Annotated in this window: 34 protein-coding genes; 21 read left to right on the top strand and 13 right to left on the bottom strand. The window is 71.9% G+C overall.

Translation table 11 applies throughout. The features are described from left to right. Positions 1-1506: an ABC transporter substrate-binding protein gene (locus ACFWE1_RS12470; RefSeq protein ID WP_376933744.1), complete on the bottom strand. Its 1506-nt coding sequence runs from the start codon at positions 1504-1506 to the stop codon at positions 1-3. Between the two features lie 244 nt (positions 1507-1750). Between ACFWE1_RS12470 and ACFWE1_RS12465 the strand changes: the two genes are divergently transcribed. After that, complete coding sequence (locus ACFWE1_RS12465; protein WP_376933743.1) at positions 1751-2701, top strand: helix-turn-helix domain-containing protein; 951 nt, start codon at positions 1751-1753, stop codon at positions 2699-2701. On the opposite strand, the gene ACFWE1_RS12460 is transcribed toward ACFWE1_RS12465, so the two are convergent. Beyond that, entirely contained in the window at positions 2690-3043 is a 354-nt protein-coding gene (locus ACFWE1_RS12460) for an ArsR/SmtB family transcription factor (protein WP_376933742.1), read from the bottom strand. The genes ACFWE1_RS12465 and ACFWE1_RS12460 overlap by 12 nt on opposite strands. Before the next feature lie 16 nt (positions 3044-3059). Here ACFWE1_RS12460 and ACFWE1_RS12455 point away from each other — a divergent pair, with 16 nt between their 5' ends. Next, the gene (locus ACFWE1_RS12455) at positions 3060-3542 is read left to right on the top strand and encodes an SRPBCC family protein (RefSeq protein ID WP_376933741.1); all 483 of its coding nucleotides are present in this window, start codon (positions 3060-3062) and stop codon (positions 3540-3542) included. Positions 3543-3594: 52 nt separating this feature from the next. Here the strand turns inward: ACFWE1_RS12455 and ACFWE1_RS12450 are convergent, their stop codons facing one another. Then, complete coding sequence (locus ACFWE1_RS12450; RefSeq protein WP_376933740.1) at positions 3595-4143, bottom strand: type 1 glutamine amidotransferase domain-containing protein; 549 nt, start codon at positions 4141-4143, stop codon at positions 3595-3597. A 145-nt stretch (positions 4144-4288) separates the two neighbouring features. Next, entirely contained in the window at positions 4289-4648 is a 360-nt protein-coding gene (locus tag ACFWE1_RS12445; RefSeq protein WP_376933739.1) for a DoxX family protein, read from the bottom strand. 149 nt (positions 4649-4797) lie between these two features. On the opposite strand from ACFWE1_RS12445, the gene ACFWE1_RS12440 reads away from it, so the two are divergent. Further along, the gene (locus tag ACFWE1_RS12440; RefSeq protein WP_376933738.1) at positions 4798-5226 is read left to right on the top strand and encodes a winged helix-turn-helix transcriptional regulator; all 429 of its coding nucleotides are present in this window, start codon (positions 4798-4800) and stop codon (positions 5224-5226) included. 18 nt (positions 5227-5244) lie between these two features. Here ACFWE1_RS12440 and ACFWE1_RS12435 read toward each other — a convergent pair whose 3' ends face one another. Further along, positions 5245-6570: a flavin monoamine oxidase family protein gene (locus ACFWE1_RS12435; protein ID WP_376933737.1), complete on the bottom strand. Its 1326-nt coding sequence runs from the start codon at positions 6568-6570 to the stop codon at positions 5245-5247. A 166-nt stretch (positions 6571-6736) separates the two neighbouring features. On the opposite strand from ACFWE1_RS12435, the gene ACFWE1_RS12430 reads away from it, so the two are divergent. From ACFWE1_RS12430 to ACFWE1_RS12410, 5 genes are all read left to right on the top strand, one after another. Then, positions 6737-7186 carry a hypothetical protein gene (locus ACFWE1_RS12430; RefSeq protein WP_376933736.1) on the top strand — a complete coding sequence of 150 codons (450 nt, stop codon included), beginning with the start codon at positions 6737-6739 and terminating at the stop codon, positions 7184-7186. A gap of 104 nt (positions 7187-7290) precedes the next feature. After that, positions 7291-7935, top strand: a complete 645-nt coding sequence (locus tag ACFWE1_RS12425; RefSeq protein WP_376933735.1) for a CueP family metal-binding protein — start codon at positions 7291-7293, stop codon at positions 7933-7935. A gap of 174 nt (positions 7936-8109) precedes the next feature. After that, positions 8110-8571 (top strand): hypothetical protein, encoded by a 462-nt coding sequence (locus tag ACFWE1_RS12420; protein ID WP_376933734.1) that lies wholly within the window; start codon positions 8110-8112, stop codon positions 8569-8571. Continuing rightward, positions 8556-8969, top strand: coding sequence for a hypothetical protein (locus ACFWE1_RS12415; protein ID WP_376933733.1), 414 nt, complete (start codon positions 8556-8558; stop codon positions 8967-8969). The genes ACFWE1_RS12420 and ACFWE1_RS12415 overlap by 16 nt, the downstream gene beginning before the upstream one ends. 214 nt (positions 8970-9183) lie before the next feature. Continuing rightward, the gene (locus ACFWE1_RS12410) at positions 9184-9930 is read left to right on the top strand and encodes an SDR family oxidoreductase (protein WP_376933732.1); all 747 of its coding nucleotides are present in this window, start codon (positions 9184-9186) and stop codon (positions 9928-9930) included. 87 nt (positions 9931-10017) lie between these two features. Here the strand turns inward: ACFWE1_RS12410 and ACFWE1_RS12405 are convergent, their stop codons facing one another. Next, positions 10018-11724 (bottom strand): 2-isopropylmalate synthase, encoded by a 1707-nt coding sequence (locus tag ACFWE1_RS12405; RefSeq protein ID WP_376933781.1) that lies wholly within the window; start codon positions 11722-11724, stop codon positions 10018-10020. Positions 11725-12006: 282 nt separating this feature from the next. On the opposite strand from ACFWE1_RS12405, the gene ACFWE1_RS12400 reads away from it, so the two are divergent. From ACFWE1_RS12400 to rlmN, 3 genes are read left to right on the top strand one after another with little or no spacing between them, the layout of a single operon-like run. Continuing rightward, positions 12007-12675, top strand: a complete 669-nt coding sequence (locus ACFWE1_RS12400) for a FadR/GntR family transcriptional regulator (RefSeq protein ID WP_376933731.1) — start codon at positions 12007-12009, stop codon at positions 12673-12675. Beyond that, the gene (locus tag ACFWE1_RS12395) at positions 12672-13463 is read left to right on the top strand and encodes an ABC transporter ATP-binding protein (RefSeq protein WP_376933730.1); all 792 of its coding nucleotides are present in this window, start codon (positions 12672-12674) and stop codon (positions 13461-13463) included. Before ACFWE1_RS12400 ends, ACFWE1_RS12395 begins: the two co-directional genes overlap by 4 nt. A 54-nt stretch (positions 13464-13517) precedes the next feature. Further along, the gene (gene rlmN / locus ACFWE1_RS12390) at positions 13518-14711 is read left to right on the top strand and encodes a 23S rRNA (adenine(2503)-C(2))-methyltransferase RlmN (protein WP_376933780.1); all 1194 of its coding nucleotides are present in this window, start codon (positions 13518-13520) and stop codon (positions 14709-14711) included. Positions 14712-14880: 169 nt separating this feature from the next. On the opposite strand, the gene ACFWE1_RS12385 is transcribed toward rlmN, so the two are convergent. Further along, on the bottom strand, positions 14881-15384 hold the full coding sequence (locus ACFWE1_RS12385; protein WP_376933729.1) for a flavin reductase family protein: 504 nt from the start codon (positions 15382-15384) through the stop codon (positions 14881-14883). After that, positions 15381-15704 (bottom strand): ferredoxin, encoded by a 324-nt coding sequence (fdxA, locus tag ACFWE1_RS12380; protein ID WP_376933728.1) that lies wholly within the window; start codon positions 15702-15704, stop codon positions 15381-15383. The genes ACFWE1_RS12385 and fdxA overlap by 4 nt, the downstream gene beginning before the upstream one ends. Before the next feature lie 57 nt (positions 15705-15761). Here fdxA and soxR point away from each other — a divergent pair, with 57 nt between their 5' ends. The 4 genes from soxR (at position 15762) to ligD (ending at position 18959) form a co-directional block, all read left to right on the top strand. Beyond that, complete coding sequence (soxR, locus tag ACFWE1_RS12375; protein WP_376933727.1) at positions 15762-16277, top strand: redox-sensitive transcriptional activator SoxR; 516 nt, start codon at positions 15762-15764, stop codon at positions 16275-16277. 173 nt (positions 16278-16450) lie between these two features. Continuing rightward, positions 16451-17359 (top strand): lytic transglycosylase domain-containing protein, encoded by a 909-nt coding sequence (locus ACFWE1_RS12370; protein WP_376933726.1) that lies wholly within the window; start codon positions 16451-16453, stop codon positions 17357-17359. A 72-nt stretch (positions 17360-17431) separates the two neighbouring features. Next, complete coding sequence (locus ACFWE1_RS12365; protein ID WP_376933725.1) at positions 17432-17917, top strand: nitroreductase/quinone reductase family protein; 486 nt, start codon at positions 17432-17434, stop codon at positions 17915-17917. 10 nt (positions 17918-17927) lie between these two features. After that, the gene (ligD, locus tag ACFWE1_RS12360; protein ID WP_376933724.1) at positions 17928-18959 is read left to right on the top strand and encodes a non-homologous end-joining DNA ligase; all 1032 of its coding nucleotides are present in this window, start codon (positions 17928-17930) and stop codon (positions 18957-18959) included. Between the two features lie 6 nt (positions 18960-18965). Here the strand turns inward: ligD and ACFWE1_RS12355 are convergent, their stop codons facing one another. Continuing rightward, complete coding sequence (locus tag ACFWE1_RS12355) at positions 18966-19673, bottom strand: GTP pyrophosphokinase family protein (RefSeq protein WP_376933779.1); 708 nt, start codon at positions 19671-19673, stop codon at positions 18966-18968. A gap of 163 nt (positions 19674-19836) precedes the next feature. Then, positions 19837-20247 (bottom strand): YchJ family protein, encoded by a 411-nt coding sequence (locus tag ACFWE1_RS12350; protein ID WP_376933723.1) that lies wholly within the window; start codon positions 20245-20247, stop codon positions 19837-19839. 143 nt (positions 20248-20390) lie between these two features. Here ACFWE1_RS12350 and ACFWE1_RS12345 point away from each other — a divergent pair, with 143 nt between their 5' ends. Beyond that, positions 20391-21224, top strand: coding sequence for a hypothetical protein (locus tag ACFWE1_RS12345; protein ID WP_376933722.1), 834 nt, complete (start codon positions 20391-20393; stop codon positions 21222-21224). Between the two features lie 13 nt (positions 21225-21237). Here ACFWE1_RS12345 and ACFWE1_RS12340 read toward each other — a convergent pair whose 3' ends face one another. Together ACFWE1_RS12340 and ACFWE1_RS12335 are read right to left on the bottom strand one after the other, a co-directional pair. Continuing rightward, positions 21238-21531: a GNAT family N-acetyltransferase gene (locus tag ACFWE1_RS12340; protein ID WP_376933721.1), complete on the bottom strand. Its 294-nt coding sequence runs from the start codon at positions 21529-21531 to the stop codon at positions 21238-21240. 18 nt (positions 21532-21549) lie between these two features. Beyond that, entirely contained in the window at positions 21550-21930 is a 381-nt protein-coding gene (locus ACFWE1_RS12335) for an RNA-binding S4 domain-containing protein (RefSeq protein WP_376933720.1), read from the bottom strand. 49 nt (positions 21931-21979) lie between these two features. Between ACFWE1_RS12335 and ACFWE1_RS12330 the strand changes: the two genes are divergently transcribed. The 5 genes from ACFWE1_RS12330 to ACFWE1_RS12310 all read left to right on the top strand — a co-directional run bounded on the left by ACFWE1_RS12330 (position 21980) and on the right by ACFWE1_RS12310 (position 24978). After that, complete coding sequence (locus tag ACFWE1_RS12330; protein WP_376933719.1) at positions 21980-22429, top strand: NUDIX domain-containing protein; 450 nt, start codon at positions 21980-21982, stop codon at positions 22427-22429. A 69-nt stretch (positions 22430-22498) separates the two neighbouring features. Then, positions 22499-23095 carry a CDP-alcohol phosphatidyltransferase family protein gene (locus ACFWE1_RS12325; protein WP_376933718.1) on the top strand — a complete coding sequence of 199 codons (597 nt, stop codon included), beginning with the start codon at positions 22499-22501 and terminating at the stop codon, positions 23093-23095. Between the two features lie 116 nt (positions 23096-23211). After that, the gene (locus ACFWE1_RS12320; protein ID WP_243570858.1) at positions 23212-23625 is read left to right on the top strand and encodes an FHA domain-containing protein; all 414 of its coding nucleotides are present in this window, start codon (positions 23212-23214) and stop codon (positions 23623-23625) included. Further along, positions 23622-24314 carry a MerR family transcriptional regulator gene (locus tag ACFWE1_RS12315; RefSeq protein ID WP_376933717.1) on the top strand — a complete coding sequence of 231 codons (693 nt, stop codon included), beginning with the start codon at positions 23622-23624 and terminating at the stop codon, positions 24312-24314. Before ACFWE1_RS12320 ends, ACFWE1_RS12315 begins: the two co-directional genes overlap by 4 nt. Before the next feature lie 109 nt (positions 24315-24423). Beyond that, entirely contained in the window at positions 24424-24978 is a 555-nt protein-coding gene (locus tag ACFWE1_RS12310; RefSeq protein WP_376933716.1) for a MerR family transcriptional regulator, read from the top strand. Between the two features lie 56 nt (positions 24979-25034). On the opposite strand, the gene ACFWE1_RS12305 is transcribed toward ACFWE1_RS12310, so the two are convergent. Then, positions 25035-25907 carry a ParA family protein gene (locus ACFWE1_RS12305; RefSeq protein ID WP_243568542.1) on the bottom strand — a complete coding sequence of 291 codons (873 nt, stop codon included), beginning with the start codon at positions 25905-25907 and terminating at the stop codon, positions 25035-25037. Positions 25908-25988: the final 81 nt, after the last annotated feature.

The raw sequence follows: 25988 nt of genomic DNA, 5'->3' as shown, positions 1-25988 counted from the left end.
TCAGCCGAGCGCGACGTGGCGCAGCCGGTAGCCGGTCCGGCCGTACACGTTGTCTTCGAGGCCGGTGATGCCGGCACGGTAGGCGGTGACGTTCTGCGAGAGCGCCGGCATGAGGTTGCCGCCGTGCTCCGCCGCGATCCGCTGCATCTTCGCCGCGACGTCGCAGCGCTCCTCGGGCTGCACGATCGAGGCGTACTCGTCGGCGAGGGCGGTGTACTCGGGGTCGTCGAAGTGGGTCGCGTTGTTCGACTGGCCGGGCAGGTAGTAGTTGCGGGCCGCGGTCGAGTACGGCCCGCCGATCGCACCGATGTAGGCGGGCCACTCGCCCCACTTCGCGAGGAACGACGCCACGTCCATCTGGCGCACCTCGACCGTGACGCCCGCCTCGGCCGCCTGCTGCGCGAAGAGCTGGGCGCTCTCGGCCATGCCGGCGTCGGCGCCGTCGGTGACGAGCTCGAAGCTCAGCCCGCTCTGCCCGGCCTCGGCGAGCAGCGCCTTCGCCCGCTCGGGATCGGGCTCCGGCGCCGCGAAGTCCGGTGCGGGGCATCCCGGGACCGGCCCGAGGGCGTCCGTGCCGACCGTCGCGAAGCCGTTGAACGCGTTCGTGACGAACTGTTCGCGGTCGAGGATGAGTCGCATCGCCTCGTAGACGCGGTCGTCGTCGAAGGGCGGGAGGTCGCGCCGGAACGACAGCGTCGGCGCCGCGTTCGTGTCGCTGATCAGCAGTTCGAGGTCGTCCTCGCCCTCGAGGCTCTCGACCTCGGAGAACGGCACGTGGTCGGCGATGTCGATCTGGCCGCCGCGCAGGGCGTTGGTGACGGCCTGCTGGTCCTGGAAGAAGCGGATCGTGAGGTGCTCGTAGGCCGGCGCGTCGCCCCAGAAGTCGTCGAATCGGGTGAGGCTGGCCTGCTGGCCCGGCGTGAACTCGTCGAGCGTGAACGGTCCGGTGCCGACCGGCTCGCCGTCGGCGCCGTCGGCGCGCATGACGACGCGTTCGTTCGAGAACACGTCCGGCACGAGCGCTGTGGGACGGTTCAGGCCGAGCGTGACCGTGAGCTCGTCGACCTTGGTGATGCGCGCGGGGTCGATGAAGTCGAGCAGCCGGGCGCCCGAGGCGGAGGTCTCGGGGTCGAGGATCTCGCGGATGCTCGAGACGACGTCGTCGGCGTCGAACGCGGAGCCGTCGTGCGCGACGACGCCGGGCCGGACCGCGATCGTCCACTCGGTGAGGTCGGCGTTCGGCTCCATCGACTCGGCGAGGGCCATGACGACCGTGCCGTCGGCCTCGGCGTAGGTGAGGCCGTCGTACACGTGCTCTCGGAGGGCGAACTGCGAGGTCGACTGCGTGGGCGTGTACGGGGTGGCGGTGTCGTCTGCGCTGCCGATGATGCCGAGCCGCAGCTCGGACGTCGTCGGGGCCGGGGCGCCGCTGCTGCACGACGTCAGTGCGACGAGCACGGCCGCGGTCGCCGCGCCCGCCCCGATCGCGGGATGTGTGAACCTCATCGTTCTCCTCTCGAGTCTGGTATTCAACCGAGGTCGAACACCCAGTGCGTTCGAGGAGAGCCTGGCTCACGAGGTGGCCGCGCTCCGCGCCGCGCCAGCGTTTCGGCACGGGGTGGCAATGCCATGACCGCCCCTGACAAGAAAACGGCACGCAGAGCCAATCCCTCGGTCGGATGAGGCAATCTCGGGTCGCTTAGCATGAATGCCATTCGAAGCCGCGAACGGGAAACGGGAGGTGCGCCGCATGCCAGAGCTCGCAACGCCGGGGCTGCGGTCCGTGACCTACACGCTGCCGCAGTTGGCATCCCGTCTTGCGGAGCATCCCGCGCCGATGCGGATCTCGGCGCCCGAGCCGTCGGGATACGCGGCACGAATCCGGCATTGCGTGTGCGACGGCATCGAGTTCACTGAGATCGTCGCCGCGCCGCACGAGACCGCGCGGGAGTGGGCCGAGGTGGATCCCGACGCGGCGCCCCGGCTCGTCCTGGCGCTCGTGCTGGCCGGCTCCGGGTACGTGCGCCAGCGCTCGCGCACCGCGCAGCTGATGGTGGGCGATCTCGCGGTCTTCGAATCGCAGACCCCGTACCGCACCGGGTTCCACGAGGACTCGCGGGCGCTCGTGGTCTCGTTCCCGATGGATTCGCTCGAGTTCACCCGGGACGACATCACGAGCATCGCGGCCGTCACCGTCTCCGGGCGCAGCGGCGTGGGCGCCCTGGTCGTGCCGTTCCTCAGCCAGCTCGCGACGAATCTCGAGCTGCTCGGGGTCGGTCCGCGCGCGGCGATGAGCGTGCGCCATCTCGTCGGCACGCTGCTCGGGGCCCATCTCCTCCAACGGGCGCACGGCCGATCCCGGTCCGATCTGATGTTCCGGCAGGTCTGCAGCTGGATCGAGCGGCACCTCGACGATCCCGCGCTTACCCCCGACGGCATCGCGACCGAGTTCTACCTCTCGAAGCGGCGGCTGTATGCCATGTTCCAGAAACGCGGCGTCTCGGTCGCGGGCTGGATCCGCCAGCTCCGGCTCAGCAAATGCGCGCAGGACCTGCGCGATCCGACGCAGGCGCACCTCGCGGTGGCCGAGATCAGCCGCCGGTACGGCTTCGCCGACCCCGCGCACTTCTCCCGTTCGTTCAAGCTCCGCTACGGCGAGTCGCCTGCGCGGTACCGCGATCTCTCCCGCTCACGCGGATGAGTCGGTCCCGCGGCCGAGCGGCTGCAGCTGCTCGAGCAGTTCGACCGCGGCCGCCATGTAGCCGCTGATCCAGCGGTCGTGGATGCGCTTGATCGGCAGGGGAGCGAGGGCGAGGTGGCGTTCCCGCCCGATCTTGCGGCCGGTGACGAGCTCGGCCTCCTCGAGCACGCGCAGGTGCTGCAGCACGGTGGTGCGGTCGAGCTCGGGGAAGCGGGCGCAGAGGGCCCCGGTCGTCAGCGAGGACTCGCGCAGGGCGTCGAGCATCCGTCGTCGCACGGGTGCGGCGAGCGCCTTGAACACGGCGTCGTCGTCCGCTGCGGGGGTTCCGGCGTGCTGCGACATGTGATAAAACTACAACATGAATGAGGATGCCGCCCTGCAACGACTCGCCTTCACCGTGTCGGGACGGGTCGCGAGACCGTACGCCGAGGTCTACGAAGCCGTCGCCGATCCCGCGCAGCTCTCGCACTACTTCACGACCGGCGGCGCGCGCGGCCGGCTCGAGGCCGGTGCCGAGGTCAGCTGGGACTTCGCGGACTTCCCGGGCCGCTTCCCGGTTCGCGTGATCGAGGCAGAGCCGCCGCGACGCATCGTGATCGAGTGGGATGCCGCGCCGGGCACGGCCGACGACGACGCCGTCGCCACGCGCACCACCTTCGAGTTCGAGCCCATCGACGACGACACCCGCACGCTCGTGACGATCACCGAGTCGGCGTGGAAGCTCACCGAGGGCGGTGCGAAGCACGCCTTCGGCAACTGCGAGGGCTGGACCGGCATGCTCGCGGCCCTCAAGGCCTGGGTCGAGCACGGCATCAACCTCCGCGAGGGCTTCTACCGCTGACACGGCGAACGCCCCGCCGGATCGAGGATCCGCGGGGCGTCCGGCTCCGGGCTCAGGCCGTCTGGCCCGCGTGAGTGCCCTCGCCGATCTCCTCCACGACCTTCGCGTTGAAGGCGGGCAGGTCGTCGGGGGTCCGGCTCGACACCAGGCCCTGGTCGACGACGACCTCCTCGTCGACCCAGTTCGCCCCCGCGTTCTTGAGGTCGGTGGCGAGGCTCGGGTAGCTCGTGATCGTGCGCCCGTCGACGACGCCGGCCTCGATGAGGATCCAGGCGCCGTGGCAGATCACGCCGACCGGCTTGTGCTGCTCGAAGAAGGCGCGCGCGAATCCGATCGAGTCGCGGTCGAGCCGCAGGTGGTCGGCGTTCACCACGCCGCCGGGGAGCACGAGCGCATCGAAGTCGTCGGCGCTCGCCGTGCCGGCCTGCACGTCGACGCGCTGCACGTGCCCCTTCTTGCCGGTGATCTCCGAGGCGTCCGGGGCGACCATCGTCGCGGTGGCTCCGGCGCCCGTCACCGCCTCCCACGGGCTCGTGAGCTCACTGTCCTCGAATCCGTCGGTGGCGAGGAAGGCCACGCGCTGTCCGCTGAGCTGCGTCATCCGTCCGTCCTTTCGTCGATGGTCAGGGTCCCGCTGGGGGATGACTCCACTCTGCGGCAGGCGGCCGGACGCGACGAGGGGGTGGCCGATGCCGGCCGAGGATGCTACGCGCGCGCCGTGCGCCCGCAGCTCGACCGAAGACCGCTCACCCGAAGGCGACCCAGCCGATGCCGACCAGGAGGGCCGCCACGCCGAGCACGAGGCTCGGCGCGAACGGCTCGCGCCGGCGCACGTGCAGCGCGACCGCGACGACCATCATGACGGCGAGCGCGAAGGCGGCGACGGGGGTGAGCCACGGCGCGACGCCCGTCGCCGCCGGCAGGACCAGGCCGATCGCGCCGATCACCTCGACGATGCCGATCGTCTTCAGCTGCGGGGCGGTCACCTCCTCGACCCAGGCCATGCGCTCGTGCACGCGCTCGTACGGCGTCACGGCCTTCATCGAGCCGGCCATGACGAAGAGTGCGGCGAGCAGGCCGGTGATGACCCAGAGGGCGATGATCATGCGAGGAACTCCCTAATAGTTACTGATCGTGTGTAACGCACGATCAGGTACTGTAATGGATGCGGACCCGGCACTTCTCCGTGCGTCACGCACCTCTCGGTGCGTAACACCGTGAGCCTTCCGTCCGGGCCGATCGCAGAAGGGTGAACATGAGCGCTCCGACGGACTCCCGCACACTGCGCCTCCCGCCGCTGCCGGTGGACGGCGAGGGCGCCGCCTCGTGCAGCACCGACAACCCGGCCAGCAGGGTCATCCGCGAGATCCTCGCCCGCGTCGGCGACAAATGGAGCCTGCTCGTCATCGGGCTCCTGCACGACGGGCCGCTGCGCTTCACCGAGATCCAGCGCCGCGTCGACGGCATCTCGCACCGCATGCTCACCCAGACGCTGCGCAGTCTGCAGCGCGACGGACTCGTCTCACGCACGAGCTACGCCGAGATCCCGCCGCGGGTCGAGTACGCCGTCACGCCGCTCGGCCGTTCCCTTTCCGAACCCGCGATCGCGCTCGCCGCGTGGGCGGCGGAGCACCACCGGGCCATCCTCGACGCGCGAGCGGAGTTCGACGGCGACGAGGCCTGAGCCGCGCGCCGCTGCTGCTCAGTCGCTCCAGGCGCCGGAGATCGGCACCGGGCGTCCGAGCACCCGTTCGGCGGCGCGGTGGCCCGAGTACATCGCCGCCGGGACGGTGGCCGGGTCGTCCGTCCACGTCGCCTCGCCCGCGAGGTGCAGCACCCCGCCGATCGGGGTGGCGAGCAGCTCGTGGTCGGCGGTCGTCGACCCCAGCGTCATGTAGGCGTACGAGCCACGGGCGAAGGGGTCGTCCTGCCACGCCGTGCGGTGCAGTCGCGTGGGCTGCGGCACGCGCTCGCCGTAGAGCCGGCGCAGTTGCGCGAGCACATCCGCGACGAGCGCCTCGTCGCTCCAGGAGCGCGTCGCCTCGGCGGCGGGCCCCGCGGCGAAGGTGAGCAGGGTCGGCACGCCGTGCAGCGCGGTGAGGTCGTACCAGGAATGCCACCAGCGCCCCTCGGGGCCCTGCTGGCGGATGGCGTAGACGCCCTCGTCCCAGAACTTCGTCGGAAAGCTCAGGAACACCTTCTCGAACGCGTTCATCTCGAGCCGGCCAAGGGCGCCGGACACCGGCTCGGGCAGCGGTGGTGCGAAGCGGAGCCCGTCCGACTTCAGTACGCCGACGGGAACGGTCACGATGGCGGTGTCCGCCGCGAACCGCGTGGCGCCGCAGCGCACCTCCACGCCGCCTTCGCCCCACTCGACGTCGGTCACCACGTGCCCGAGGCGCACGTCGAGCCCCTCCGCCAAGCGGGCCGGCAGGACGTCGTAGCCGTCGGGGAAGACGACTTCGTCGCCGTCGATCGAGTCGTCGTCGAGCCCGTGCGCCGCGAGATCCTCGATCCACGCGCCGTACTGCTCCTCGCTCCGGTGCTCCAGGTATTCGCGCACCCGCTGGGCCCGCTCCGGCTCCCAGTCCTGCGCGGCGAGGGCTGACTCGGTGACGTCGCGGTACGAGGCCTCCGGTGCCGAGTCGGCGACCGCCAGGAGGAGCGCCGCGTCCACCGCGCGAACGTCGTCGGCGAACGCTCGGGCCTCGGCGTCGTCGAGGCGCCGCCCGTCCGGCCCGTAGTAGGCGATCGGGCGGCTGTCCGGCTGATAGCCGCCGACCGTGAACTCCACGGTGCGCATGCCGAAGGCTTCCGCGGCCTCGGCCACCGCGCTCCCCGTCACCCCGTGGATCCAGGAGGCCCCGAGATCGGTGCTCACACCGTCGCTCCGCTCGGTCCGCACGCGGCCGCCGACCCGCTCGCGAGCCTCGAGCACGAGCACCCGCCGCCCCGCCCGGGCGAGCAGCCTGGCCGCCGTCAGCCCGGACACCCCGGCCCCGATCACGATCGTGTCGACGTGCTCCATCGCTCCCACCCTTCGTCGCGCGCTGCGGTGCGCCTGGTCGTCGACGCTACCGGCATCCGCTCGTGCGTCACGAGTCCGTGACCGGAGCCCGGCCTAGACTGACGGGGTGTGGTTCCCCCGCCGGCCGTGCTCGCGATCGCGAGGGCCGATCGCTCGAGCCGCTGCGGTGGTCGGCGCTGGTGCGCTCGTACTGGTCGTGCTCGTCGGACTGCTCGCCATGCACGCGCTCACCGGCGGGCACGGCACTGCGGCGCTGTCCGCCGGAGACAGCGCTGTCGCGGCGGAACACGGCACCGGTGCCTCCGCGCCCGCGGCGGAACACGGCACCGGTGCCTCCGCGCCCGCGGCGGAGCCGAGCTCGCTCGCGCTCGTGAGCGCACCGGCCAGCGACCCTGCGCCGCACTGCCCGGCGTGCCCCGGCGGCGACTCCGCCGTGGGAGTCGCGGCGGCCTGCGTGCCGGCCCTGCTCCTGCTCACACTCCTGCTCGCTGCGCCGCCCAGATGGCCCGGCCTCGCCGCCGTCGTCGCGCCGAGCAGGGTCCCGGCGCGGGCCGCCGCGGTGGTGGTGCACCCGACCGTGCCCCTGCGGCTCCTCCTCTCGATCAGCCGGACCTGACCGGACTGCGGTCCCAGCTGTCGTCGCGCCGTGCTCCCGCACGACGGCGACCGTTCGCCGCGCTCCGCGCTCTCCGTACCCCGCACTCGTTCGAAGGAATCCCCATGCCGTCCACCGCCCGTCCCGATCTCCGTCCCGCCCGCCGCGCGCTGCTCGCGCTCGCCGCAGCGCTCGCTGGAGTGCTCGCGCTCGCCGCCTGCCTGCCGTCCACCGGCGTGCCCGCCCCGACGTCCGGCCCGAGCAGTGCCGCCGGGGCGTCGGCCGACCCCGGCGGACTGTTCGCCGACCACGGACTGGAGGGGCTGGGGCCCCGCCAGATCATCGACCGCCTCGACGCGCTGCCGGTCGACGAGCGTCCCACCGGATTGCTCGCCTCCGTGCGCCCGGACGTGCTCGTGCTCTCCGACGCCGACCGGGAGCTCGCGCTGCCGATGCCCGAGGAGTTCTACGTCTCGATCGCCCCGTACCGCTCGCAGACCCACGACTGCGTCTTCCACAGCCTCACCACCTGCCTCGGCGAGCTTCCCAACGAGGAGTTCCGCGTCGTCGCGGTCGACGCGGCGACGGGGGAGACGGTCCTCGACGACGTGCGCACGAGCTTCGACAACGGCTTCATCGGCCTCTGGCTGCCCCGGGGTGCGCAGATCGAGGTGCGGATCGAGGACGCCGCCGGCGGGGCGTCGACGGCGACGGTCGATACGTCCGCTCTCGATGCGGCGAGCTGCGTCACGACGATGCGGCTGGGGTGAATCGTCACGGAAGTGGCGCTCCTGCGTCTCTCTCGCGCAGGAAAGAGAGGTAGAAACACCCGAGGTGATTGAGCTGGGGGTGAATATGCATTAGAAACAGAGCGAACCCGGTCCAGAAGGCGATCGGGTCGCAGAGTCAGGAGATCAGTGCAGATGTCGAAGAAGACGCTCCTCATGGGGCTCACCGCGGTGGTTGCGGCGTTCGGGTTGACCTTCACGGGCACCACCGCGGCGCAGGCGATCCAGAGCTTCCAGATCATCAACGTCAAGAAGTCGACGAATCAGATCGGTTCGCAAGTGATCGGTTCGTGTCTGATCCGCTCGGCGGGTGGCACCTGCACCATCACGAGTGGCAAGAGCGCTTCGCGCGACATCCAGTTGAGCCTCGGGGTGACGCGCGGCGCAGTCGCGTCCGGGCTCAGCATCGGCGCCGGCGGCTCGATCTCGACCACGGTCGCCTGCTCATCGCCGGCCCTGCCGGCGAACACGAGCTGGAAGGCGCGCAAGATGGGGACGAAGTACAGCTACCAGGTCCGCAAGTCCGAGTCCGCGCACGGGGTCGTCACCACCAAGACGAGCGGCACCCTGACCGCGTTCAACCCCTACGCCACGCGGATCGCGTGCGGCACGCGCTGAGCGCGCGCCGCACCACCCCGAGGGTCGCAGCGGTCGTCGCGATCGCCGCGACCCTCGCGGTGGCGGGCTGCGCGCCTGAACCCGAGCTCACGCCGTCGGAGCTCCTGGGGGCGTCGCTCGACCGCTTGACCGGTGCCGTCGGCGACGAGGTGCAGCTGCTCATTCAGGATGCTTCGCCGCGCGTCGGCCTGTCCGCCTCGTACGCGTTCGACCGCGGTGAGGACGCGGCGTGGACGATCGTGGCGATCTGCTCGAGCGAGGCGAACGTGCTCGAGCCCGGTTCCGTCGAAGTGGCAGTGATCCCGAGCGCGGCGATGACCGCCGAGCTCGAGGTCGAAGTGGGCGACGGCGACTGGGTCGACGCGGCGGACTGCGAGGGGCGGCCGCACCACGGCTGAGCGGCCGAGCGCTCCCGTCGCATTCATGGCATTCCAAATGGCGACCTCCTGCGGGCAGGAACGCACACACGGCCTCCAGCGCATGCGCTTCGTGGTGATGGCGTGGCATCCCGGCTGTGTCAGCATGGGAGGGCGACCAATCGACCCCCGACTGGGGCGGAGCGTCGCTGAACAGAGCGGATGCGAGTTGGAACTCGAATCGAAAGTGGTCATCGTGAGCGGCGGCGCTCGGGGGCTGGGCGAGGTATACGCGCGAGGGATCGTCGCGGCCGGCGGCTCGGTCGTCATCGGCGACCTGCTCGAGGAGCAGGGGCAGGCCGTTGCGGACGAACTCGGTGAGCGTGCGCGCTTCGTGCGCCTCGACGTGACGCAGCCCGAGTCCTGGGCCGAGGCCGTCGCCGTCGCCGAGGGGGAGTACGGTGCGCTGCACGGTCTCGTGAACAACGCCGGGATCAGTGCGCCCGGGGTCCCGGTCGTCGACGAGACCCTCGACTCGTTCCGCCGAGTCATCGAGACGAACCTCGTCGGCGTGCAGCTCGGCATGCAGCACGTGGTCCCGGCGATGCGTCGCGCCGGCGGCGGATCGATCGTGAACATCTCCTCCATCGCCGGGATGGTCGGCATGGCGGCCTCGGGCTCCTACGGAGCGGCGAAGTGGGCGGTGCGGGGGCTCTCCAAGGTCGCAGCGGTGGAGCTCGCGGCTGAGCGGATCCGGGTCAACTCGGTGCACCCCGGCGTCATCTTCACGCCGATGACCGCGCCGACCGGGGTCACGCTGGGCGAGGGTGGCTATCCGCCCGCGGCCATGGGGCGAGTCGGCGAACCGGAGGAGCTGGTGGGGGCCGTGGTCTATCTCCTGAGCGACCGCACCAGCTACACGACCGGAGCGGAGCTCGTCGTCGACGGCGGCCACACCGCGGGGCCGTCCGGCGCCTCGCTCGCGCTCGGCTTCCGGCTCTGAGGGGTGGACCGGGCGGGACGTCCCGCCCGGTCCGAACCCCCGAGCACGCCGACGGTGGCCGCGCGCTCCGTCCGGAGGCGCGCGATCTCAGACGCGGGCGAGCTCGTCCGCAATGGAGTTCGCCGCGAGCACGACCGCCGCCAAGCTGGCGCCCACCACGGAGGCGGCCCGTCCAGCCGCCCAGCGGGCGCCGTCGGGATGCCGGAACTCGAGCAGGCTGAGGGCGTCGCTGCCTGTGCCCTCGCTGAGGTTGGTCTGGTGCAGCCCGATCACCTCCACCGCGATCCCGAGTCCGGCGAGCGCCGTGACGAGCGCCTCGACCGGCCCGACCTCCTCGGCGACATGCTCGGTGCGGGTCCCGTCCCGCTCCAGCACGATCCGAGTCCGGCGCACCCCGTCGGTCTCGTCGATCTCGAATCCGTGGAGCGCAACCGCCCGTGCACTCGGCGTCGTCGCTCCGCCGAGGTACACCGCGTCGAAGAGCGACCAGAGGCGCTCGGCGTCGAGTTCGTCGCCCGATTCGTCCGCGACGCGTTGCACATGCCGAGCGAAGTCGATCTGCAGTCGTCTCGGCAGCTCGAGGCCGAACTCCCGCTCGAGCAGGTACGCGGTGCCGCCCTTGCCGGACTGCGAGTTCACCCGGATCACCGCGTCGTAGCTGCGGCCGAGGTCCGCGGGGTCGACCGGGAGGTACGGCACCCGCCAGGCGATCTCGCGCTCGGACCGGCCCTCGGCGGCCGCTCTCGCGCGGTGCTCGGCGAAGCCCTTCCTGATGGCGTCCTGGTGCGTGCCGCTGAACGCGGTGTGCACGAGGTCGCCGGCGTACGGATGCCTCGGGTGCACCTCGATCCGGTTGCAGTGCTCCACCGTGCGGCGGATCTCGTCCAGCTCGGAGAAGTCGATCATCGGGTCGACGCCCTGTGCGTGCAGGTTGAGGGCGAGGGTGACGAGGTCGACGTTGCCGGTGCGCTCGCCGTTGCCGAAGAGGCATCCCTCCACGCGTTGGGCCCCGGCGAGCACGGCGAGCTCCGCGCAGGCCACGCCGGTGCCCCGGTCGTTGTGAGGATGCACCGAGAGGATGACGCCGTCGCGCCTGGCCAGGTGCCGGTCCATGTACTCGATCTGGTCGGCGTAGACGTTCGGCGTCGCGATCTCGACGGTCGCCGGCAGGTTCAGGATGACGGGCCGTTCGGGGTTCGCGTCCCACAGTTGCGTCACCGCGTCGCATACCTCGAGCGCATAGTCGGGTTCGGTGAGGTTGAACACTTCGGGGGAGAACTCGAAGCGCACATTCGGCAGCGCGCCCGCGAACTCGAGCACATCGCGGCCGCCCGCGAGGATGAGCTCGAGCAGCTCGGCCCGGTCGCGGCCGAGCACGACGTCGCGCCAGATCGGGGCGGTCGCGGTGTAGAGGTGGATGACGACGGGGTTCCGGATGCCTCGGATCGAGTCCACGGTGCGCTCGATGAGGTCGCGCCGCGCCGGGGTGAACACCACGATCGTGACGTGCTCCGGGGCGAGCTCGGACTCGGCGATGAGGCGCACGAAGTCGTAGTCGGTCTGCGAGGCAGAGGGGTAGCCGACCTCGATCTCGGTGTAGCCCATCGCCACCATGAGCTCGAAGAAGCGGCGTTTGCGTGCGGGGTCCATCGGCTCGGCGAGCGCCTGGTTGCCGTCGCGGAGATCGACGGGCACCCAGAGCGGGGCTGCGGTGAGCCGGCGACCCGGCCACTCGCGATCGCGGAGCGGGACTTCCACCCGCTGGGTGACGTCTAGGTAGCGGTGGGACGGCATCTGCGAGTGCCGCTGGCGGTTCCAGTGCGGCGCGTCGGGCGGGATCGGCCCGGCGGGGGAGTCGAAGCGGCCGAACGGCGTCGACGGGGCGGGAGTGGCGGGTGCTGCGGTGCTGCCGGTCATGGCGGGTCCTTCTGTTCGACGGGATCGACCGGCACGCGAAGCGGCTCCACGTCGGGGAGCCGGCCCGGCTAGGCCCCGACGTGGCGGGGAAGAAGGAGGCCGCGCGCGAACATGGCTAGACTGTACCACGACTCCTCAGACAAGTAGAGAGGCGGGTCGATGGAACAGGTGAAGCGCGCGCCGCTCGCGGACCAGGCGGCGGAGCTGCTGCTCCAGCGCATCCGCGCCGGCGAGTGGGAGCTCGGGCAGAAGCTGCCCGGCGAGACGACCCTCGCACCTCAGCTCGGCGTCGGCCGCTCCACCGTCCGAGAGGCCATCCGTCAGCTCGCCGGCCGAGGCGTCCTGGCTTCCCGGCAGGGCGCCGGCGTCTTCGTCACCGCGCTCGACGTCCCCGAGGAATGGGACGCCGTGCTGCGCCGCGCCGATCTCGTCTCGGTCATCGAGGCCCGCATCGCGATCGAGGCCGAGGCCGCCGCGCTCGCCGCGGAGCGCCGCACCCCGAGCGACCTCCGCGCCATCCGTCGCGCCCTCGACGACCGCGCGGCGAACCGAGCCGAGGTCGAAGACCACGTCGACGCCGACACCCGCTTCCACCGCAGCATCGTCGCCGCGGCGCACAACCCGATCCTGACGGAGCTGTTCGACGGCTTCACCCCGCGCATGCGACAGGCGATGGTCGAGATGCTCCGCCTCCGCGGCGAGTTCGGCGACGACGCCGACCACGGCGCGCACGAGCGGCTCGCCGAGCGCATCGCCGAGCGCGACGGCGACGGCGCCGCGCGGGAGAGCCGCAGCCACCTCGGCGCGATGAAGGCGGCGCTCGCGTGACGGCGCCCGTTCTCGAGCTCGCCGCGGTCACCTTCCGCCGCGACGGCCGGCAGATCCTCGACGGCATCGACCTCCGCGTGGAGCAGGGGGAGCGCTGGGCGCTGCTCGGGCCGAACGGAGCGGGCAAGAGCACCATCCTCGGCTTCTGCGGTGCCGTCACCTTCCCGAGTTCCGGCACCGTCGACGTGCTCGGCGCCCGGCTCGGTCGGGTCGAGCTGCAGGAGCTCCGCCGGCACATCGGGCACGTGAATCCGCGGCATCCGCTCCGCTCCCCGCTCACCGTGACGCAGGTCGTGCTCACCGGGCTCACCGGCACGATCGAGACACCCATGCGCTGGGTCCCGGCGCCGGAGCAGCTCGACGCCGCCCGTCGGGTGATCGCTGAGCTTGGCCTCGAGCACCGGCGCGACGCGATCTGGCCGACCCTCTCGCAGGGCGAGCGGGGGCGGGCGCTCATCGCACGGGCACTCATCGCCGAGCCGAGCCTGCTGCTGCTCGACGAGCCCACCACGGGGCTCGACGTCGCCGCGCGCGAGCAGTTCCTCGAGACGGTGGACGCGCTCGCCGAGCGGGCACCGCAGCTGTCCACCATCCTCGTCACCCATCACCTCGAGGAGCTGCCGGAGAGCACGACGCACGCGATCGCGATCTCGCACGGCCAGACGGTCGCCTCCGGGCCGGTGGCCGAGGTCGTGACCACCGAGGTGATCTCCCGGGCCTTCGAGCATCCGATCGTCGTCGGCCACGACGGCGGCCGCTGGTCGGCCCGCGCCGCGCGCATGCGCTGACGGGAGGCCGGGGCCGCGTACCCTTGGAGGGTGACGAACGCGAGCGATTCCACCATGACCCCCGTGCGCCGACCGCAGGTCCGCCCGGCGACCGAGGGCTGGGAGCAGAAGAAGGGCCCCGATGGGCGCCCGATGCTCCAGTTCGCCTCACCCAAGCGCGGCAAGCCGCCCGTGCACCTCGCCGACATCCCGCCGGCCGACCGCAAGGCGCACGTCGCCGAGCTCGGCTTCCCCGGTTACCGGGCCTCGCAGCTCGCGACGCACTACTTCGTGCACCACACGAACGACCCCGCCGAGATGACCGACCTGCCGGCCGCATCCCGCGACGAGCTCGTCCGCACCGTGCTGCCGCCGCTGCTCACCGAGGTGCGCCGCTTCACGACCGACAACGGCGACACCATCAAGTTCCTCTGGAAGCTGCACGACGGCGCCCTCGTCGAGTCGGTGCTCATGCGCTACCCGGGCCGGATCACCCTCTGCGTCTCGAGCCAGGCCGGCTGCGGCATGAACTGCCCGTTCTGCGCCACGGGGCAGGCGGGCCTCACCCGCAACATGTCGGCGGCGGAGATCGTCGAGCAGGTCGTGCTCGCGAACGCGGCGCTCGCCCGCGGCGAGCTCGGCGGCCGCAAGCTCGGCGACCACACGCCCGACCGGGTCTCGAACATCGTGTTCATGGGCATGGGGGAGCCGCTCGCGAACTACGCCCGCCTCATGCAGGCGGTGCGCACCATGCTCGCCCCCGCGCCCGACGGCCTCGGCATGTCCGCCCGCGGCATCACGGTGTCGACCGTGGGCCTCGTGCCGGCCATCCGCAAGCTCGCCGCCGAGGACCTGCCGGTGACCTTCGCGCTCAGCCTGCACGCCCCCGACGACCAGCTCCGCGACGAGCTCATCCCGGTGAACTCGCGCTGGAAGGCCGACGAGGCGCTCGATGCGGCCCGCGAGTACTTCGAGAAGACGGGGCGTCGCGTCTCGATCGAGTACGCCCTGATCAAGGACATGAACGACCACGCCTGGCGCGCCGACCTGCTCGCCGAGAAGCTCAACGAGCGCGGGCGCGGCTGGGTGCACGTGAACCCGATCCCGCTGAACCCGACGCCGGGCTCCATCTGGACCGCCTCGGAGCCGGCGGTGCAGCAGGAGTTCGTGCGACGGCTCGAGGCGGCCGGCGTCCCCACCACGATCCGCGATACCCGCGGCAAGGAGATCGACGGCGCCTGCGGGCAGCTCGCCGCGGCCGACGGCTGAGCCGTGATCCGCGGCCGATCGGCTCAGCGGAGGAGGAACTGCACGAGCGCGCCGATCGCCGTCAGCACGATGAGGGCGAGGAGCCCCCAGCGGCGGGCGACGACGGCGAGCCGGGCGGTCGACATGCGTCGTCGGCGCCGGCGGGGTTTCGAAGGTCTGGGCGTCTCGCTCATGGCAGCGGCGTCGCTCCCACCAGGCTGAAGAAGGTGCGGTCGCGGTAGACGAGCGGCGTCGCCGCGGGGCCGAGGCGCACCTCGACGACTTCGGCGAGCACGAGTGTGGAACTGCCGACCGGCGTGCGTTCGAGGATGCGGCAACGGAGCGCGGCCGGGGCGTCCGGCAGCCACGGCTCACCGGTCTCGAAGCGGGACCAGCCCTGCTCCGTCGTGAAGCGCGGTGCACCGGAGCGGGCGAACACCTCGGCGATCTCGGCCTGATGCTCGCCCAGGAGGTGCACGACGACGCCGTCGGTGCCGAGCAGGGCCCCGGCGGAACCGGTCGCCCGGGTGACGGAGAAGGAGAGCACCGTCGGATCGATCGCGACCGAGGCGACCGAGGAGGCGGTGAGCCCCACGGGGCCGGTCGCGCTCGCGGCGGTGATGAGGGCGACGCCGGCGGGATGGTGCCGGAACGCGAGCTTGTAGGCGTCGACGAGGCCGGGCGCCTCGCTCATTCGTGCGCCTGCGGGGGGAGGACGGCAACCACAGGGTGATCGTAGGCGATCATCCCGACCTTGGCGGCGCCGCCGGGCGAGCCGATCTCGTCGAAGAACTCGACGTTCGCCTTGTAGTAGTCGGCCCACTCGTCGGGCAGGTCTTCCTCGTAGTAGATCGCCTCGACCGGGCACACGGGCTCGCACGCGCCGCAGTCGACGCACTCGTCGGGGTGGATGTACAGCGATCGCTCGCCCTCGTAGATGCAGTCGACCGGGCATTCGTCGATGCACGCCTTGTCCTTGACATCGACACAGGGCAGGGCGATCACGTACGTCATGGTTCCACCGTAAGACTTCAAGTACGCTTGAAGTCAAAACGGAGCGAGGAAACGCACATGACGCCTGAGGTGGAGCCGGGCTCGACGGCCCCGGTGCATCACGAGCCCGACGAGCTGCTCACTATCGGCGAGATGAGCCGGCGCACCGGCGTGGCGGCGTCGGCGCTCCGCTTCTACGAGGACCTCGGGCTCATCGCCTCCGTGCGCACCGCCGGCAACCAGCGCCGCTATCCGAGGCACATGCTCCGCCGGGTCTCGCTCATCGCGGTCGCGAAGCGGCTCGGGCTCCCGCTCTCCGATGTGCAGGAGGGGTTCGGCGACGTGCCGCTCGACCGCACCCCGAGTCACGAGGAGTGGCAGCGGGCGTCCCGGCAGTGGAAGCGCCGGCTCGTCGAGCGACGGCGCGGGCTCGAGCGGCTCGAGCGGGAGCTCACGGGATGCATCGGCTGCGGCTGCCTCTCGATGAAGGCCTGCGCCCTGCTGAACCCCGACGACGCGCTCGGTGAAGACGGTGCGGGCCCGCGCCGGCTCGATCCCGAGCTCGAGCGCGCCGACGCCGACATCGACGTCTGACCGGGGATTTTCGACCCCCGAACGGGGGCATTTCACATAACTTTCCCAGGAAACCCCAAGGGTTCGTGGAGTAACTCTCGCAAAACTACCCACTTCGCTCCGGCGACCCCCCTGTACCCGAGACGATGACCCGCGCCGCGGTGGGCAGCACCACCGAAGCGCACGTGAGAGACATGCAGAACCAGAACCGCGAGAACACCCCCACCACAACTTCAGAGTCGCTGCCGAGCCGCGCCGAACGACGCCGCACCCGCAGCCAGCGCACGCGCTACCTCCTCGCCGCCGGCGCGGTCGTCGCCGTCGGGGCGATGGTCGGCACCGGCTTCGCCGTCCAGTCGGCCGTCGCCGCGCAGAACGACCGGGTGGCCGAGACCGCGGCCCTCGCGGACGCCGCCAACCTCGATGTCGAGCAGCTCAGCTCGCACGCCGGCATCCTCTCGGCGCGCGCCGTCAAGACGGCCAAGGACACCCTGAGCGTGGCGCACGCCACCATCTCCGCGGCCGACGGCAAGGTCGACGCCGCAGCCCTCAACACCTCCGCCGCCAGCCTCGGCCAGTACGAGCTGCTCGCACCCGAGCGGGTCTTCGAGCTCGCCGCCGAGACCACCGCCGTCGCGAACGAGGTGAAGGGCAAGGTCACCGAGTTCGACCGCGTCGCCGCGGAGAAGGCCGCCGCCGAGGCCGCGGCGAAGGCCGCCGCCGAAGCCGCCGCCGCCGAGGAGGCCGCCTCGGCCGACTCCGGCTCGAGCGAGTCGTCGCGGCCGTCGGCCCCGTCGAACCCGAGCGAGGCCCAGGCCATCGCCCGCGACATCATGGCCTCCGAGCACGGCTGGGGCGCCGACCAGTTCGGCTGCCTCGTCGAGCTCTGGAACCACGAGTCCGGCTGGCGCACCGATGCGGCGAACCCGAGCGGCGCGTACGGCATCCCCCAGGCGCTGCCGGGCAGCAAGATGTCCGCCTTCGGTGACGACTGGGAGACGAACCCGGCGACGCAGATCCGCTGGGGCCTGTCCTACATCTCGGGCCGCTACGGCACGCCGTGCGGCGCCTGGGACTCGTTCAACGCACAGGGCTGGTACTGATCGCTCGCTGAGCGACACGCGGGCCGGGGCGATCGCCCCGGCCCGTTCCGCGTCCCCGGGCAGAATAGGCTCGTGCCGCGCACCGTCGAACTCGTCAGGGCCGTCGTCGCCCCGTTGACCCGCACCCCCGTCTTCCGCGCCGTCGCGCCGGTGGTCCTGCCGCGCATCGAGCGCCTCCTGGCCCGGCTCACGGGCCGCCGGGTACAGCTGAGCGCGCTGCTCGTGCCGTCGCTCGTGCTTCGCTCGACCGGAGCGCGCAGCGGCGAGATCCGGGAGACGGAGCTGATGTACACCCCCGACGGCCACGGCCGGGCGATCGTCGCGGGGACGAGCTTCGCCAGGCAGCGGCATCCGGCCTGGACCTACAACCTGCTCGCCCATCCGGACGCGGAGATCCTCGTCCGGGGCCGGGCGATGCGGGTCAGAGCGCTTCCCGTGGCCGACGCCGACCGCGACGCGGTCTGGGCGCTCATCGAGCGGCAGTGGCCCGGGTATCGCGGCTACGAGCGGGAGTCGGGACGGGTCGTGCGACTGTTCCGCCTGCAGCCCGTGCGGTAGCGTCGCAGGCATGGCCTCCGACGCGGTCGTTCTCACCGTCCCCGGCCCGCACGGCGATCGCGACGTGCGGATCTCCAGTCCCGGCCGCGTGCTCTGGCCCGAGCCCGGCATCACGAAACGCGAGCTCGCCGAGTACCTCGTCGCGGTCGGCGAGGCGTTCGTCGCCGCGAACGGCGACCGGCCGGTCTCGCTGCAGCGCTTCCCGGAAGGCATCGAGGGCGAGCAGTTCTACTCGAAGAACCCGCCCAAGGGGGCGCCCGAGTGGGTGCGCGCCGTGCCGGTCACCTACCCGAGCGGGCGCAGCCACCCGCAGCTCGTGATCGACGAGCCCGCCGCCGCCGTGTGGGCGGCGCAGATGAACACGATCGTGTTCCACCCCTGGGCGTCCCGCGCGGAGGACAGCGACCGCCCCGATCAGCTGCGCATCGACCTCGACCCGCAGCCGGGAACCGGCTTCGCGGAGGCGGTGCCGGCAGCGCTCGCGCTGCGGGGGCTGCTCGCCGAGCTCGGCCTCACCGGCTTCGTCAAGACGAGCGGCAACCGGGGCATCCACGTCTTCGCGCCGATCCGCCCGGAGCACGAGTTCCTCGAGGTGCGGCACGCGGTCATCGCGCTCGCGCGCGAGCTGGAACGGCGGATGCCGGAGCAGCTCACCACCGCGTGGTGGAAGGAGGAGCGCGGGCAGCGGGTGTTCATCGACTTCAACCAGGCCAATCGCGACCGAACCATGGCGGGCGCCTACAGTCCGCGGGCGCTCCCGCACGCCGCTGTGTCCTGTCCGCTCGAGTGGGACGAGCTCGAGCACGTCGATCCGGCATCCCTCACCGTACGCACCGTGCCCGAACGCCTCCGCACGGTCGGCGATCCCTGGGCGCGGATGCACGAGGAGGCGGGCGACCTCGCGCCGCTCCTCGAGTGGTGGCAGCGCGATCTCGACGACGGGCTCGGCGAGCTGCCGTTCCCGCCCGACTTCCCGAAGATGCCCGGCGAACCGCCGAGGGTGCAGCCGAGCCGGGCGAGAAAGCCCGAGCCGGGGGAGTAGCGGCCCTCAGGCGAGCGAGGAGCGGCGCAGCCTGGCCGTCGCGCGCGGGTCGCCGTGCACCTCGCGGTGCAGTCGCTCCATGCGGGTGTCGAGCTCCGAGGCGGTGCGTGCCGCGTCGGTGAGCCCGTCGAGGAGCTCCTGCGGTACCTGCCGGTCGTACTTGTAGTAGATCTTGTGCTCGAGGCTGGCCCAGAAATCCATCGCGATCGTGCGGATCTGCACCTCGACGACCACCGGATGCGCGCCGGTGGAGAGGAAGACCGGCACCTCCACGATCACGTGCAGGCTCTGGTAGCCGTTCGGCTTGGGCTCGGCGATGTAGTCCTTCACCTGGAGCACGCGGATGTCGCGCTGCGCGACGAGGAGCTCGTAGATCCGGTACGCGTCGGAGACGAAGCTGCAGGTGACCCGGACGCCGGCGATGTCGGTGATCGTCCGGCTGATGGCCTCGAAGCTCGGTTCGACGCCCTTGCGCGACATCTTCTCGATCACGCTGTCGAGCGACTTCAGCCGGCTCGAGATGTGCTCGATGGGGTTGTAGTCGTGGGCCTGGCTGAACTCCTCGCGGAGGATCGAGAGCTTGGTGATGACCTCGTCCATGCCGAACTTGTAGCGCTGCATGAACCGTTCGGTCTCGTCTCGGAGCGCGCGCATCTCCTCGAGGGTCTGGCCGTCGATCGTGTCGAGCGCCCGCTGCGCCCGGTCGGTCAGCATCGGCGACTCCGGTGCGTCGGACGCCGAGGGCGTCGTGATCGGAACGGGCAACGGCACCGGGGCGGAGTCGAACGGGCTGCTCTCGGCTGAGGTCACGGGCTCACCCTACGGAGCGAACCTCGGGATCTGCTTTGACCCTGCTGGACGCGGCGGCGTCAGGCGCTCAGTCCCGATGCTCGCCGTCGAGGTAGCGCCAGCCGTCGCCGCGCCGCACGAAGCGACTGCGCTCGTGCAGCTCGCCGCGGCCGTCGGCGTCCCGGAAGACCGCGCGGAACTCGACGATGCCCGTCTCGTCCTCGGGGGTCCCGCCGACGACGTCGATGACGACGAGCCGGCGCCATTCGGTGTCGGGGTCGAGGGCGAGCTCGCGGGGCCGGGTCGCGGCGTCCCAGCTGCGCAGCAGGTAGTCGATATCGCTGAGAGCGAACGCGGTGTAGCGGGAGCGCATGAGCGCGACGGCGGTCGCCGGCGCCGAACTGCCGTCGAGCGCGGGGCCGCAGCAACTCCCGTACGCCCCGTTCCCGCACGGGCACGCGGCATCGGACGGCAGGTGGAGGGTGGCCCGGTTCGGCATCCCTCCAGTATCGCGGCCGGGCGCCGCGCACACCGTCTGCTCAGGGACAACTGAGGAACTGTTCAGAAACGCCGTGCAGAGTGGCTGACTTGTGCCCGGCCCTCGGGATCCCCCGAACACCGACCCGCCGGCGCAGCACCGCTATGCGAACGAATACTCAGAACCCCCACGCCCAGCCCAGCCCCCGAACCCCCGACCCCCGCCCGACGCGTCGCTCGCTGCGCGCCCGTCGGACCGGCCGGCGCCGCCTGATCGCCGTCGCCGGCGCGATCGTCGCCGCCGGCCTCGTCGCCGGCACCGGCCTCGCCGTGCAGGGCGCCGCCGACAGCCGCCAGCGCATCGCCGAGACGGAGGCGCTCGGCGCCCAGAACTCGCTCGACTCGAGCCAGCTCGGCGCCTACGCCGGCGTCGCCAAGGCACGCGCGCAGGGCAGCGCCAAGGACACGCTGGCCGTCGCGACCGCGACGCTCACCGCGGCCGACGGCAAGGTCGACACGAGCGGGCTGGCCGCGGCCGTGGCCTCGCTCGGCGACTACGAGGAGCTGCCGATCGACGAGATCGTCGGCCTGACCGCCCAGACGCGAGCCGAGGCCGAGAAGACGAGCGCCCTCGCGGCCGAGCACGACCGCGTCCTCGCAGAGCAGGCCGCCGCGCTCGCCCGCGCGAACACGCCGGACGGCGCCCGCGCCACCGCCCGCGACCTCGCCGCCTCTCGCTACGGCTGGGGCGACGGCGAGTTCGAGTGCCTCTCCTCGCTCTGGCAGAAGGAGTCGGGCTGGTCGTACACCGCCTACAACGACTCGAGCGGCGCGACCGGCATCCCGCAGGCGCTGCCCGGCAGCAAGATGGCGAGCGCCGGCAGCGACTGGGAGACCAACGCCGCCACCCAGATCTCCTGGGGCCTCGACTACATCCAGCGCGCGTACGGCTCGCCGTGCGCCGCCTGGGGGCACTCGCAGTCGATGAACTGGTACTGAGCGCAGGTCCCGCTCAGCTCGCCCGCGACTCGAGCAGGTGGCGCCGATCGGGATGCCGGTCGAACCACTCCTCGACGTACCAGCAGCTCGGCACGATGCGTGCGGACGTCGTCGCCTCGACGTCGTCGACGGCGAACGCGACGAGGTCGCCCGCGAGGCCGGAGCCGCGGTACGGCGGGTTCGTGAACGTCCGGACGAAGGCGATCGAGTCGCCGAGCCGCCGGTAGTCGAGGACGCTCGCGAGCTGTCCGTCGACGCGGAGGGCGTAGCGGCTCTGCTCGGGCTCGTGCCGGATCTCGGTTCCCATGCCCTCAGGCTACGCCGCTCAGAGCGGCCGCTCGCCGCGCAGGCGCTCGAGCTCGCGGCGGTCGCGCTTGGTCGGCCGCCCCGCTCCGCGGTCGCGCACGGGCAGCTGCGCGGTGAGCTCGCGCGGCGGCCGCGGGGGCGTGCGGTCCTCGAGCGCCGCGGCCGCGAGCGGAGCGCCCACGCGCTTCACGAGGATGCCCCGGACGACCAGGATGCGGTCGAAGCCCTCGATGCGGACCCGGATCTCGTCGCCCGGCCGCACCGACTGCGCCGCCTTCGCGCGCTCGCCGTTCAGCCGCACGTGGCCGGCCCGGCAGGCCGCCGTCGCGGCGGAGCGGGTCTTGAACTGCCGCACGGCCCAGAGCCAGGCGTCGATGCGGGCGGTCTCGGGAGCGGGCACCCGCCCAGCCTACGTCGCTCTCCGGCGCCGAGTGCGAGATGCTGGACGGGTGAGCGGAACGAGCGGCGACGCGTGGGTCGAGGGCCCCGACGGGGCGAGGTACTGGGGCAGGTTCGGCGCGGCCGGCCTGCTCATCACGAGTCCCGAGCGGGAGGTGCTGCTGCAGCACCGCGTCGAGTGGAGCCACTTCGGCGGCACCTGGGGGATCCCGGGCGGCGCCCGGCACGAGCACGAGTCGGCGGTCGACGCCGCCGTCCGTGAGGCGGGCGAGGAGGCGGGCGTGCCCGCCGGGCTGGTGGAGGTGCGCTTCACCTCGGTGCTCGACCTCGGCTACTGGTCGTACACGACGGTCGTCGCGACGGCCCGCCGCCGCTTCGATCCGGTCATCGCCGACCCGGAGAGCCTGGAGCTGCGCTGGACGCCGATCGAGGCCGTCGCCGAGCTCCCGCTGCACCCGAGGTTCGCCGAGGCCTGGCCGGGGCTCGCGTCGCAGCTCTGAACCCCCGGGCTTCGCGCCGCGCTGTCCGTTCGCCCGGCGAGGTCGGCGCCCGTCGCTAGGATCGGACGCGTGACGGGGGAGCACGAGGGGCAACTGAGTACGCGGGTCTGGACGATCCCGAACGTGCTCAGCATGCTGCGCCTCGCCCTCGTGCCCGTCTTCCTCGTGCTGCTCGTGCTGCACGAGTACATCGGCGCACTCGTCGTGCTCGTGGTGGCGAGCCTCAGCGATCTCGCCGACGGCTACCTCGCCAGGCGGCTGAACCAGGTCACCCGACTCGGCCAGCTGCTCGATCCGGCCGCCGACCGCCTCTACATCTTCGCGGCCCTCCTCGGGCTCGCCGCGGGCGGGCTCGTCCCCTGGTGGATCGTCGTGGTCATCGTCGCCCGCGACGTGTTCCTGCTCATCCTGGGCGTCGTGCTCGCGAGCCACGGCTACGGTCCGCTCCCGGTGCACCAGCTCGGCAAGGTCGCCACCTTCGCGCTCTTCTTCGGCCTGCCGGTCATCATGCTCGGCCTCGCCTTCCCGGTGGTGCAGCCGGTCAGCGAGCCCGTCGGCTGGGCGATCACCCTCTGGGGCGCGTTCCTCTACTGGTGGGCGGGGGTCATCTACGCGATCGAGACGGCTCGCGCGGTGCGCGCAGCGCGGGTGGCGCCACGGCCCTGATCCGATACGCTGGATGCGGGAGGTACGCCGTGGCGGACAACGACAACACGCAGGGCTCGGAGCCGACGACCAACACCTCGTCGAACGAGCTCCGCGGCAACGCGAACGACACGACCATCGGGTTCAGCCGGGAGGCGGCGGCGCAACTCGCCGCGGTCGACACCGACGTGACGCCCGAGGAGCAGGAGGCGATCAACGCGCTTCCCTCGGGGTCAGCCCTCCTCATCGTGCGTCGCGGCCCGAACAGCGGTGCCCGGTTCCTCCTCGACACCGAGGTGACGACCGTGGGCCGCCACCCCGACGCCGACATCTTCCTCGACGATGTCACCGTCTCGCGCAAGCACGCGGAGTTCGTCCGGCACCGGACGGCGTTCGAGGTGAAGGACCTGAGCTCGCTGAACGGCACCTACTACGACGGCGTGCGCATCGAGACGGCACTGCTCGCCGACGGCGCCGAGGTCCAGATCGGCAAGTTCCGGCTCACCTTCTACGCTTCGCGCCGCGACCTGGTGCCGGCGAGCGGCGAGTGACCCCCACCGCGGCATCCGCGGGTGCGAGCGGCCGTGCGCCGCTCCTCGGTATCGGGCAGGTTCTCGCCCGCCTCCAGCCGGAGTTCCCCGAGCTGACTCCGTCGAAGCTCCGCTTCCTCGAGGAGCGCGGGCTCGTCACGCCCGCGCGGACCGCCGCCGGCTATCGCAAGTTCGCCGAGGCCGACGTCGAGCGCATCACCATCGTGCTGTCCCTGCAGCGCGATCAGTACCTCCCACTCAAGGTCATCCGCGAGCACCTCGATGCGATCGATCGCGGCGAGACCCCTGCCCTTCCGGGCGCGACGAGCGCCGCCGTGCACCTCGGCGGGGCCCGGCGTCTCAGCCGGCGCGAACTGATCGAGGCGGCCGGCGCGACGCAGCAGCTGCTCGACGACGCGATCGCCGTCTCGCTCCTCGCCCCGGCCGAGGTGTACGGCGACGACGCGCTGACGCTGCTCCGCTCGCTCGTGGCGCTGCGATCCGTCGGCATCGAGCCGCGGCACCTCCGCGGCGTCCGGGTGGCCGCCGAGCGCGAGGCGGCGCTCATCGAGCGCGCGATCACGCCCGAGCGACGCGCGGATCCGGCCGGCAAGGCGCGCTCCGGCGAGCGGGCCCGCGAGCTCGCCGGCGAGCTCCAGACGGTGCACGAGCTGGCGCTGCGGGCGGCCGTCGCGCGGCTCTCGCACTGAGCCGTCGCGACACGCCGTGACGTTCGGCCCGATGTGTTTGGCGCCGACCCCCGGGGTCGGTAGCGTGGGAGTCGTCCGGCCGTGGAACGGCCAGAGTGAGGGGTGACGGATGAGCGAGCTCGATCGGAGCGAACGCGCACGGTACGACCTCGGCCTGCTGTTCACCGACGGACTCCCCGAGCACGACGAGGGCACCGGCTACCGCGGGGCGATCGCCGCGCGAGCCGCCGGCATCAGCTACCGCCAGCTCGACTACTGGGCCCGCACGCAGCTCGTCGAGCCGACGGTGCGCGGCGCGGCCGGGTCCGGCTCGCAGCGCCTCTACGGCTTCCGCGACATCCTCGTGCTGAAGCTCGTGAAGCGCCTGCTCGATACCGGCATCTCGCTGCAGCAGATCCGCACCGCGGTCACGCAGCTCCGCGAGTCCGGCGTGCACGACCTCGCCCAGACCACGCTCATGAGCGACGGCGCGAGCGTCTACCTCTGCACCTCGGACGACGAGGTCATCGACCTCGTGAACCGCGGACAGGGCGTGTTCGGCATCGCCGTCGGCAAGGTGCTCCGCGAGGTGGAGTCGACCCTCGTCGAGCTGGACACCCAGCCGTCCGACCCGATGGACGAGCTCGCCGCCCGTCGCGGGGCGAAGGCGCGCAAGATCTCCTGAGCGCGCCGCGCACCGATGGAGTGCGCGCCGTCACCGGCACGCGCCGGCGCCGCGCGTCAGGCGGAGGGCGCCTCGAGCTCGGCCCGCGGCACCGCACCCGTTGCGATCGGCGTCGCCGCCGACTCGGGGGCCCCGGCGTCGCCGATGCGCGCCGCGCGCAGCACCCGGTCGAGCAGCTGGTCGAAGTTCGCCGACATCTCCTCGGCGCTCTCGCCGGGCCACATGTGCAGCGGCTTGGCTGCACCCTGCGCCTGCTGCAGCGAGGTGCGCTCGGGCAGCTGGGGGCTCAGCACGAGCGGGCCGAACATGTCGCGCAGCTCCTTGATGCGGAACTGGTGCTCGAGCGACTGCACGCGCGCGCGGTTCACGATGATGCCGAGCGGCTGCAGTCGGGGGGAGAGACCGCGGCGGATCTCCTCGATCGCCCGCAGGGCGCGGTCGGCGGCGGCCACGGAGAAGAGCCCGGGCTCGGTCACGACGGCGACGCGGTCGCTCGCGGCCCACGCGGTGCGCGTGAGCGCGTTCAGCGAGGGCGCGCAGTCGATGAGGACGAGCTCGTAGTCGGCCTCGACGTTCGCGAGCGCCTCCTCGAGCTTCCAGATGTCGCGGATCGACGGGTGCGGGCCGTCGAAGTTGATGGCGGACGGGCTGCCGATCATGACGTCGATCGTCGACTGGGGGTTCTGCCTGGCCCAGCCGCTCGGGGCGATCGCCGAGCGGACGATCTTCTCCTTGGGGGAGGCGAGGACGTCGGCGACGTTCAGGTGACCGGCGACCTGGATGTCCATGCCCGTGGACACGTCTGACTGCGGGTCGAGGTCGACGACGAGGGTCCGGATGCCTCGGGCGAACGCCGCAGAGGCGAGACCGAGCGTGACCGTCGTCTTGCCGACGCCGCCCTTGAGGGAGCTGACCGAAAGAACGTGCACGAACAGATACGTTACCGTTATGACTCGATGGATTGCTCAGCGTTCGCTGTGCGCGTCCGCAGCCCGCTGACCGAGAGGCCT

The organism is Agromyces sp. NPDC060279 (assembly GCF_042726785.1).
In the GTDB taxonomy this organism is placed as follows: Bacteria; Actinomycetota; Actinomycetes; order Actinomycetales; family Microbacteriaceae; genus Agromyces.
This window is presented reverse-complemented; position numbering and strand designations above follow the sequence as displayed.

Bases quoted from the DNA above. Each gene is read 5' to 3' on its own strand.
- ACFWE1_RS12470 (WP_376933744.1), bottom strand. From the start codon at position 1,506: ATGAGGTTCACACATCCCGCGATCGGGGCGGGCGCGGCGACCGCGGCC.
- ACFWE1_RS12465 (WP_376933743.1), top strand. From the start codon at position 1,751: ATGCCAGAGCTCGCAACGCCGGGGCTGCGGTCCGTGACCTACACGCTG.
- ACFWE1_RS12460 (WP_376933742.1), bottom strand. From the start codon at position 3,043: ATGTCGCAGCACGCCGGAACCCCCGCAGCGGACGACGACGCCGTGTTC.
- ACFWE1_RS12455 (WP_376933741.1), top strand. From the start codon at position 3,060: ATGAATGAGGATGCCGCCCTGCAACGACTCGCCTTCACCGTGTCGGGA.
- ACFWE1_RS12450 (WP_376933740.1), bottom strand. From the start codon at position 4,143: ATGACGCAGCTCAGCGGACAGCGCGTGGCCTTCCTCGCCACCGACGGA.
- ACFWE1_RS12445 (WP_376933739.1), bottom strand. From the start codon at position 4,648: ATGATCATCGCCCTCTGGGTCATCACCGGCCTGCTCGCCGCACTCTTC.
- ACFWE1_RS12440 (WP_376933738.1), top strand. From the start codon at position 4,798: ATGAGCGCTCCGACGGACTCCCGCACACTGCGCCTCCCGCCGCTGCCG.
- ACFWE1_RS12435 (WP_376933737.1), bottom strand. From the start codon at position 6,570: ATGGAGCACGTCGACACGATCGTGATCGGGGCCGGGGTGTCCGGGCTG.
- ACFWE1_RS12425 (WP_376933735.1), top strand. From the start codon at position 7,291: ATGCCGTCCACCGCCCGTCCCGATCTCCGTCCCGCCCGCCGCGCGCTG.
- ACFWE1_RS12420 (WP_376933734.1), top strand. From the start codon at position 8,110: ATGGGGCTCACCGCGGTGGTTGCGGCGTTCGGGTTGACCTTCACGGGC.
- ACFWE1_RS12405 (WP_376933781.1), bottom strand. From the start codon at position 11,724: ATGCCGTCCCACCGCTACCTAGACGTCACCCAGCGGGTGGAAGTCCCG.
- ACFWE1_RS12400 (WP_376933731.1), top strand. From the start codon at position 12,007: ATGGAACAGGTGAAGCGCGCGCCGCTCGCGGACCAGGCGGCGGAGCTG.
- rlmN (WP_376933780.1), top strand. From the start codon at position 13,518: ATGACCCCCGTGCGCCGACCGCAGGTCCGCCCGGCGACCGAGGGCTGG.
- ACFWE1_RS12385 (WP_376933729.1), bottom strand. From the start codon at position 15,384: ATGAGCGAGGCGCCCGGCCTCGTCGACGCCTACAAGCTCGCGTTCCGG.
- fdxA (WP_376933728.1), bottom strand. From the start codon at position 15,704: ATGACGTACGTGATCGCCCTGCCCTGTGTCGATGTCAAGGACAAGGCG.
- soxR (WP_376933727.1), top strand. From the start codon at position 15,762: ATGACGCCTGAGGTGGAGCCGGGCTCGACGGCCCCGGTGCATCACGAG.
- ACFWE1_RS12370 (WP_376933726.1), top strand. From the start codon at position 16,451: ATGCAGAACCAGAACCGCGAGAACACCCCCACCACAACTTCAGAGTCG.
- ligD (WP_376933724.1), top strand. From the start codon at position 17,928: ATGGCCTCCGACGCGGTCGTTCTCACCGTCCCCGGCCCGCACGGCGAT.
- ACFWE1_RS12355 (WP_376933779.1), bottom strand. From the start codon at position 19,673: ATGCTGACCGACCGGGCGCAGCGGGCGCTCGACACGATCGACGGCCAG.
- ACFWE1_RS12350 (WP_376933723.1), bottom strand. From the start codon at position 20,247: ATGCCGAACCGGGCCACCCTCCACCTGCCGTCCGATGCCGCGTGCCCG.
- ACFWE1_RS12345 (WP_376933722.1), top strand. From the start codon at position 20,391: ATGCGAACGAATACTCAGAACCCCCACGCCCAGCCCAGCCCCCGAACC.
- ACFWE1_RS12340 (WP_376933721.1), bottom strand. From the start codon at position 21,531: ATGGGAACCGAGATCCGGCACGAGCCCGAGCAGAGCCGCTACGCCCTC.
- ACFWE1_RS12310 (WP_376933716.1), top strand. From the start codon at position 24,424: ATGAGCGAGCTCGATCGGAGCGAACGCGCACGGTACGACCTCGGCCTG.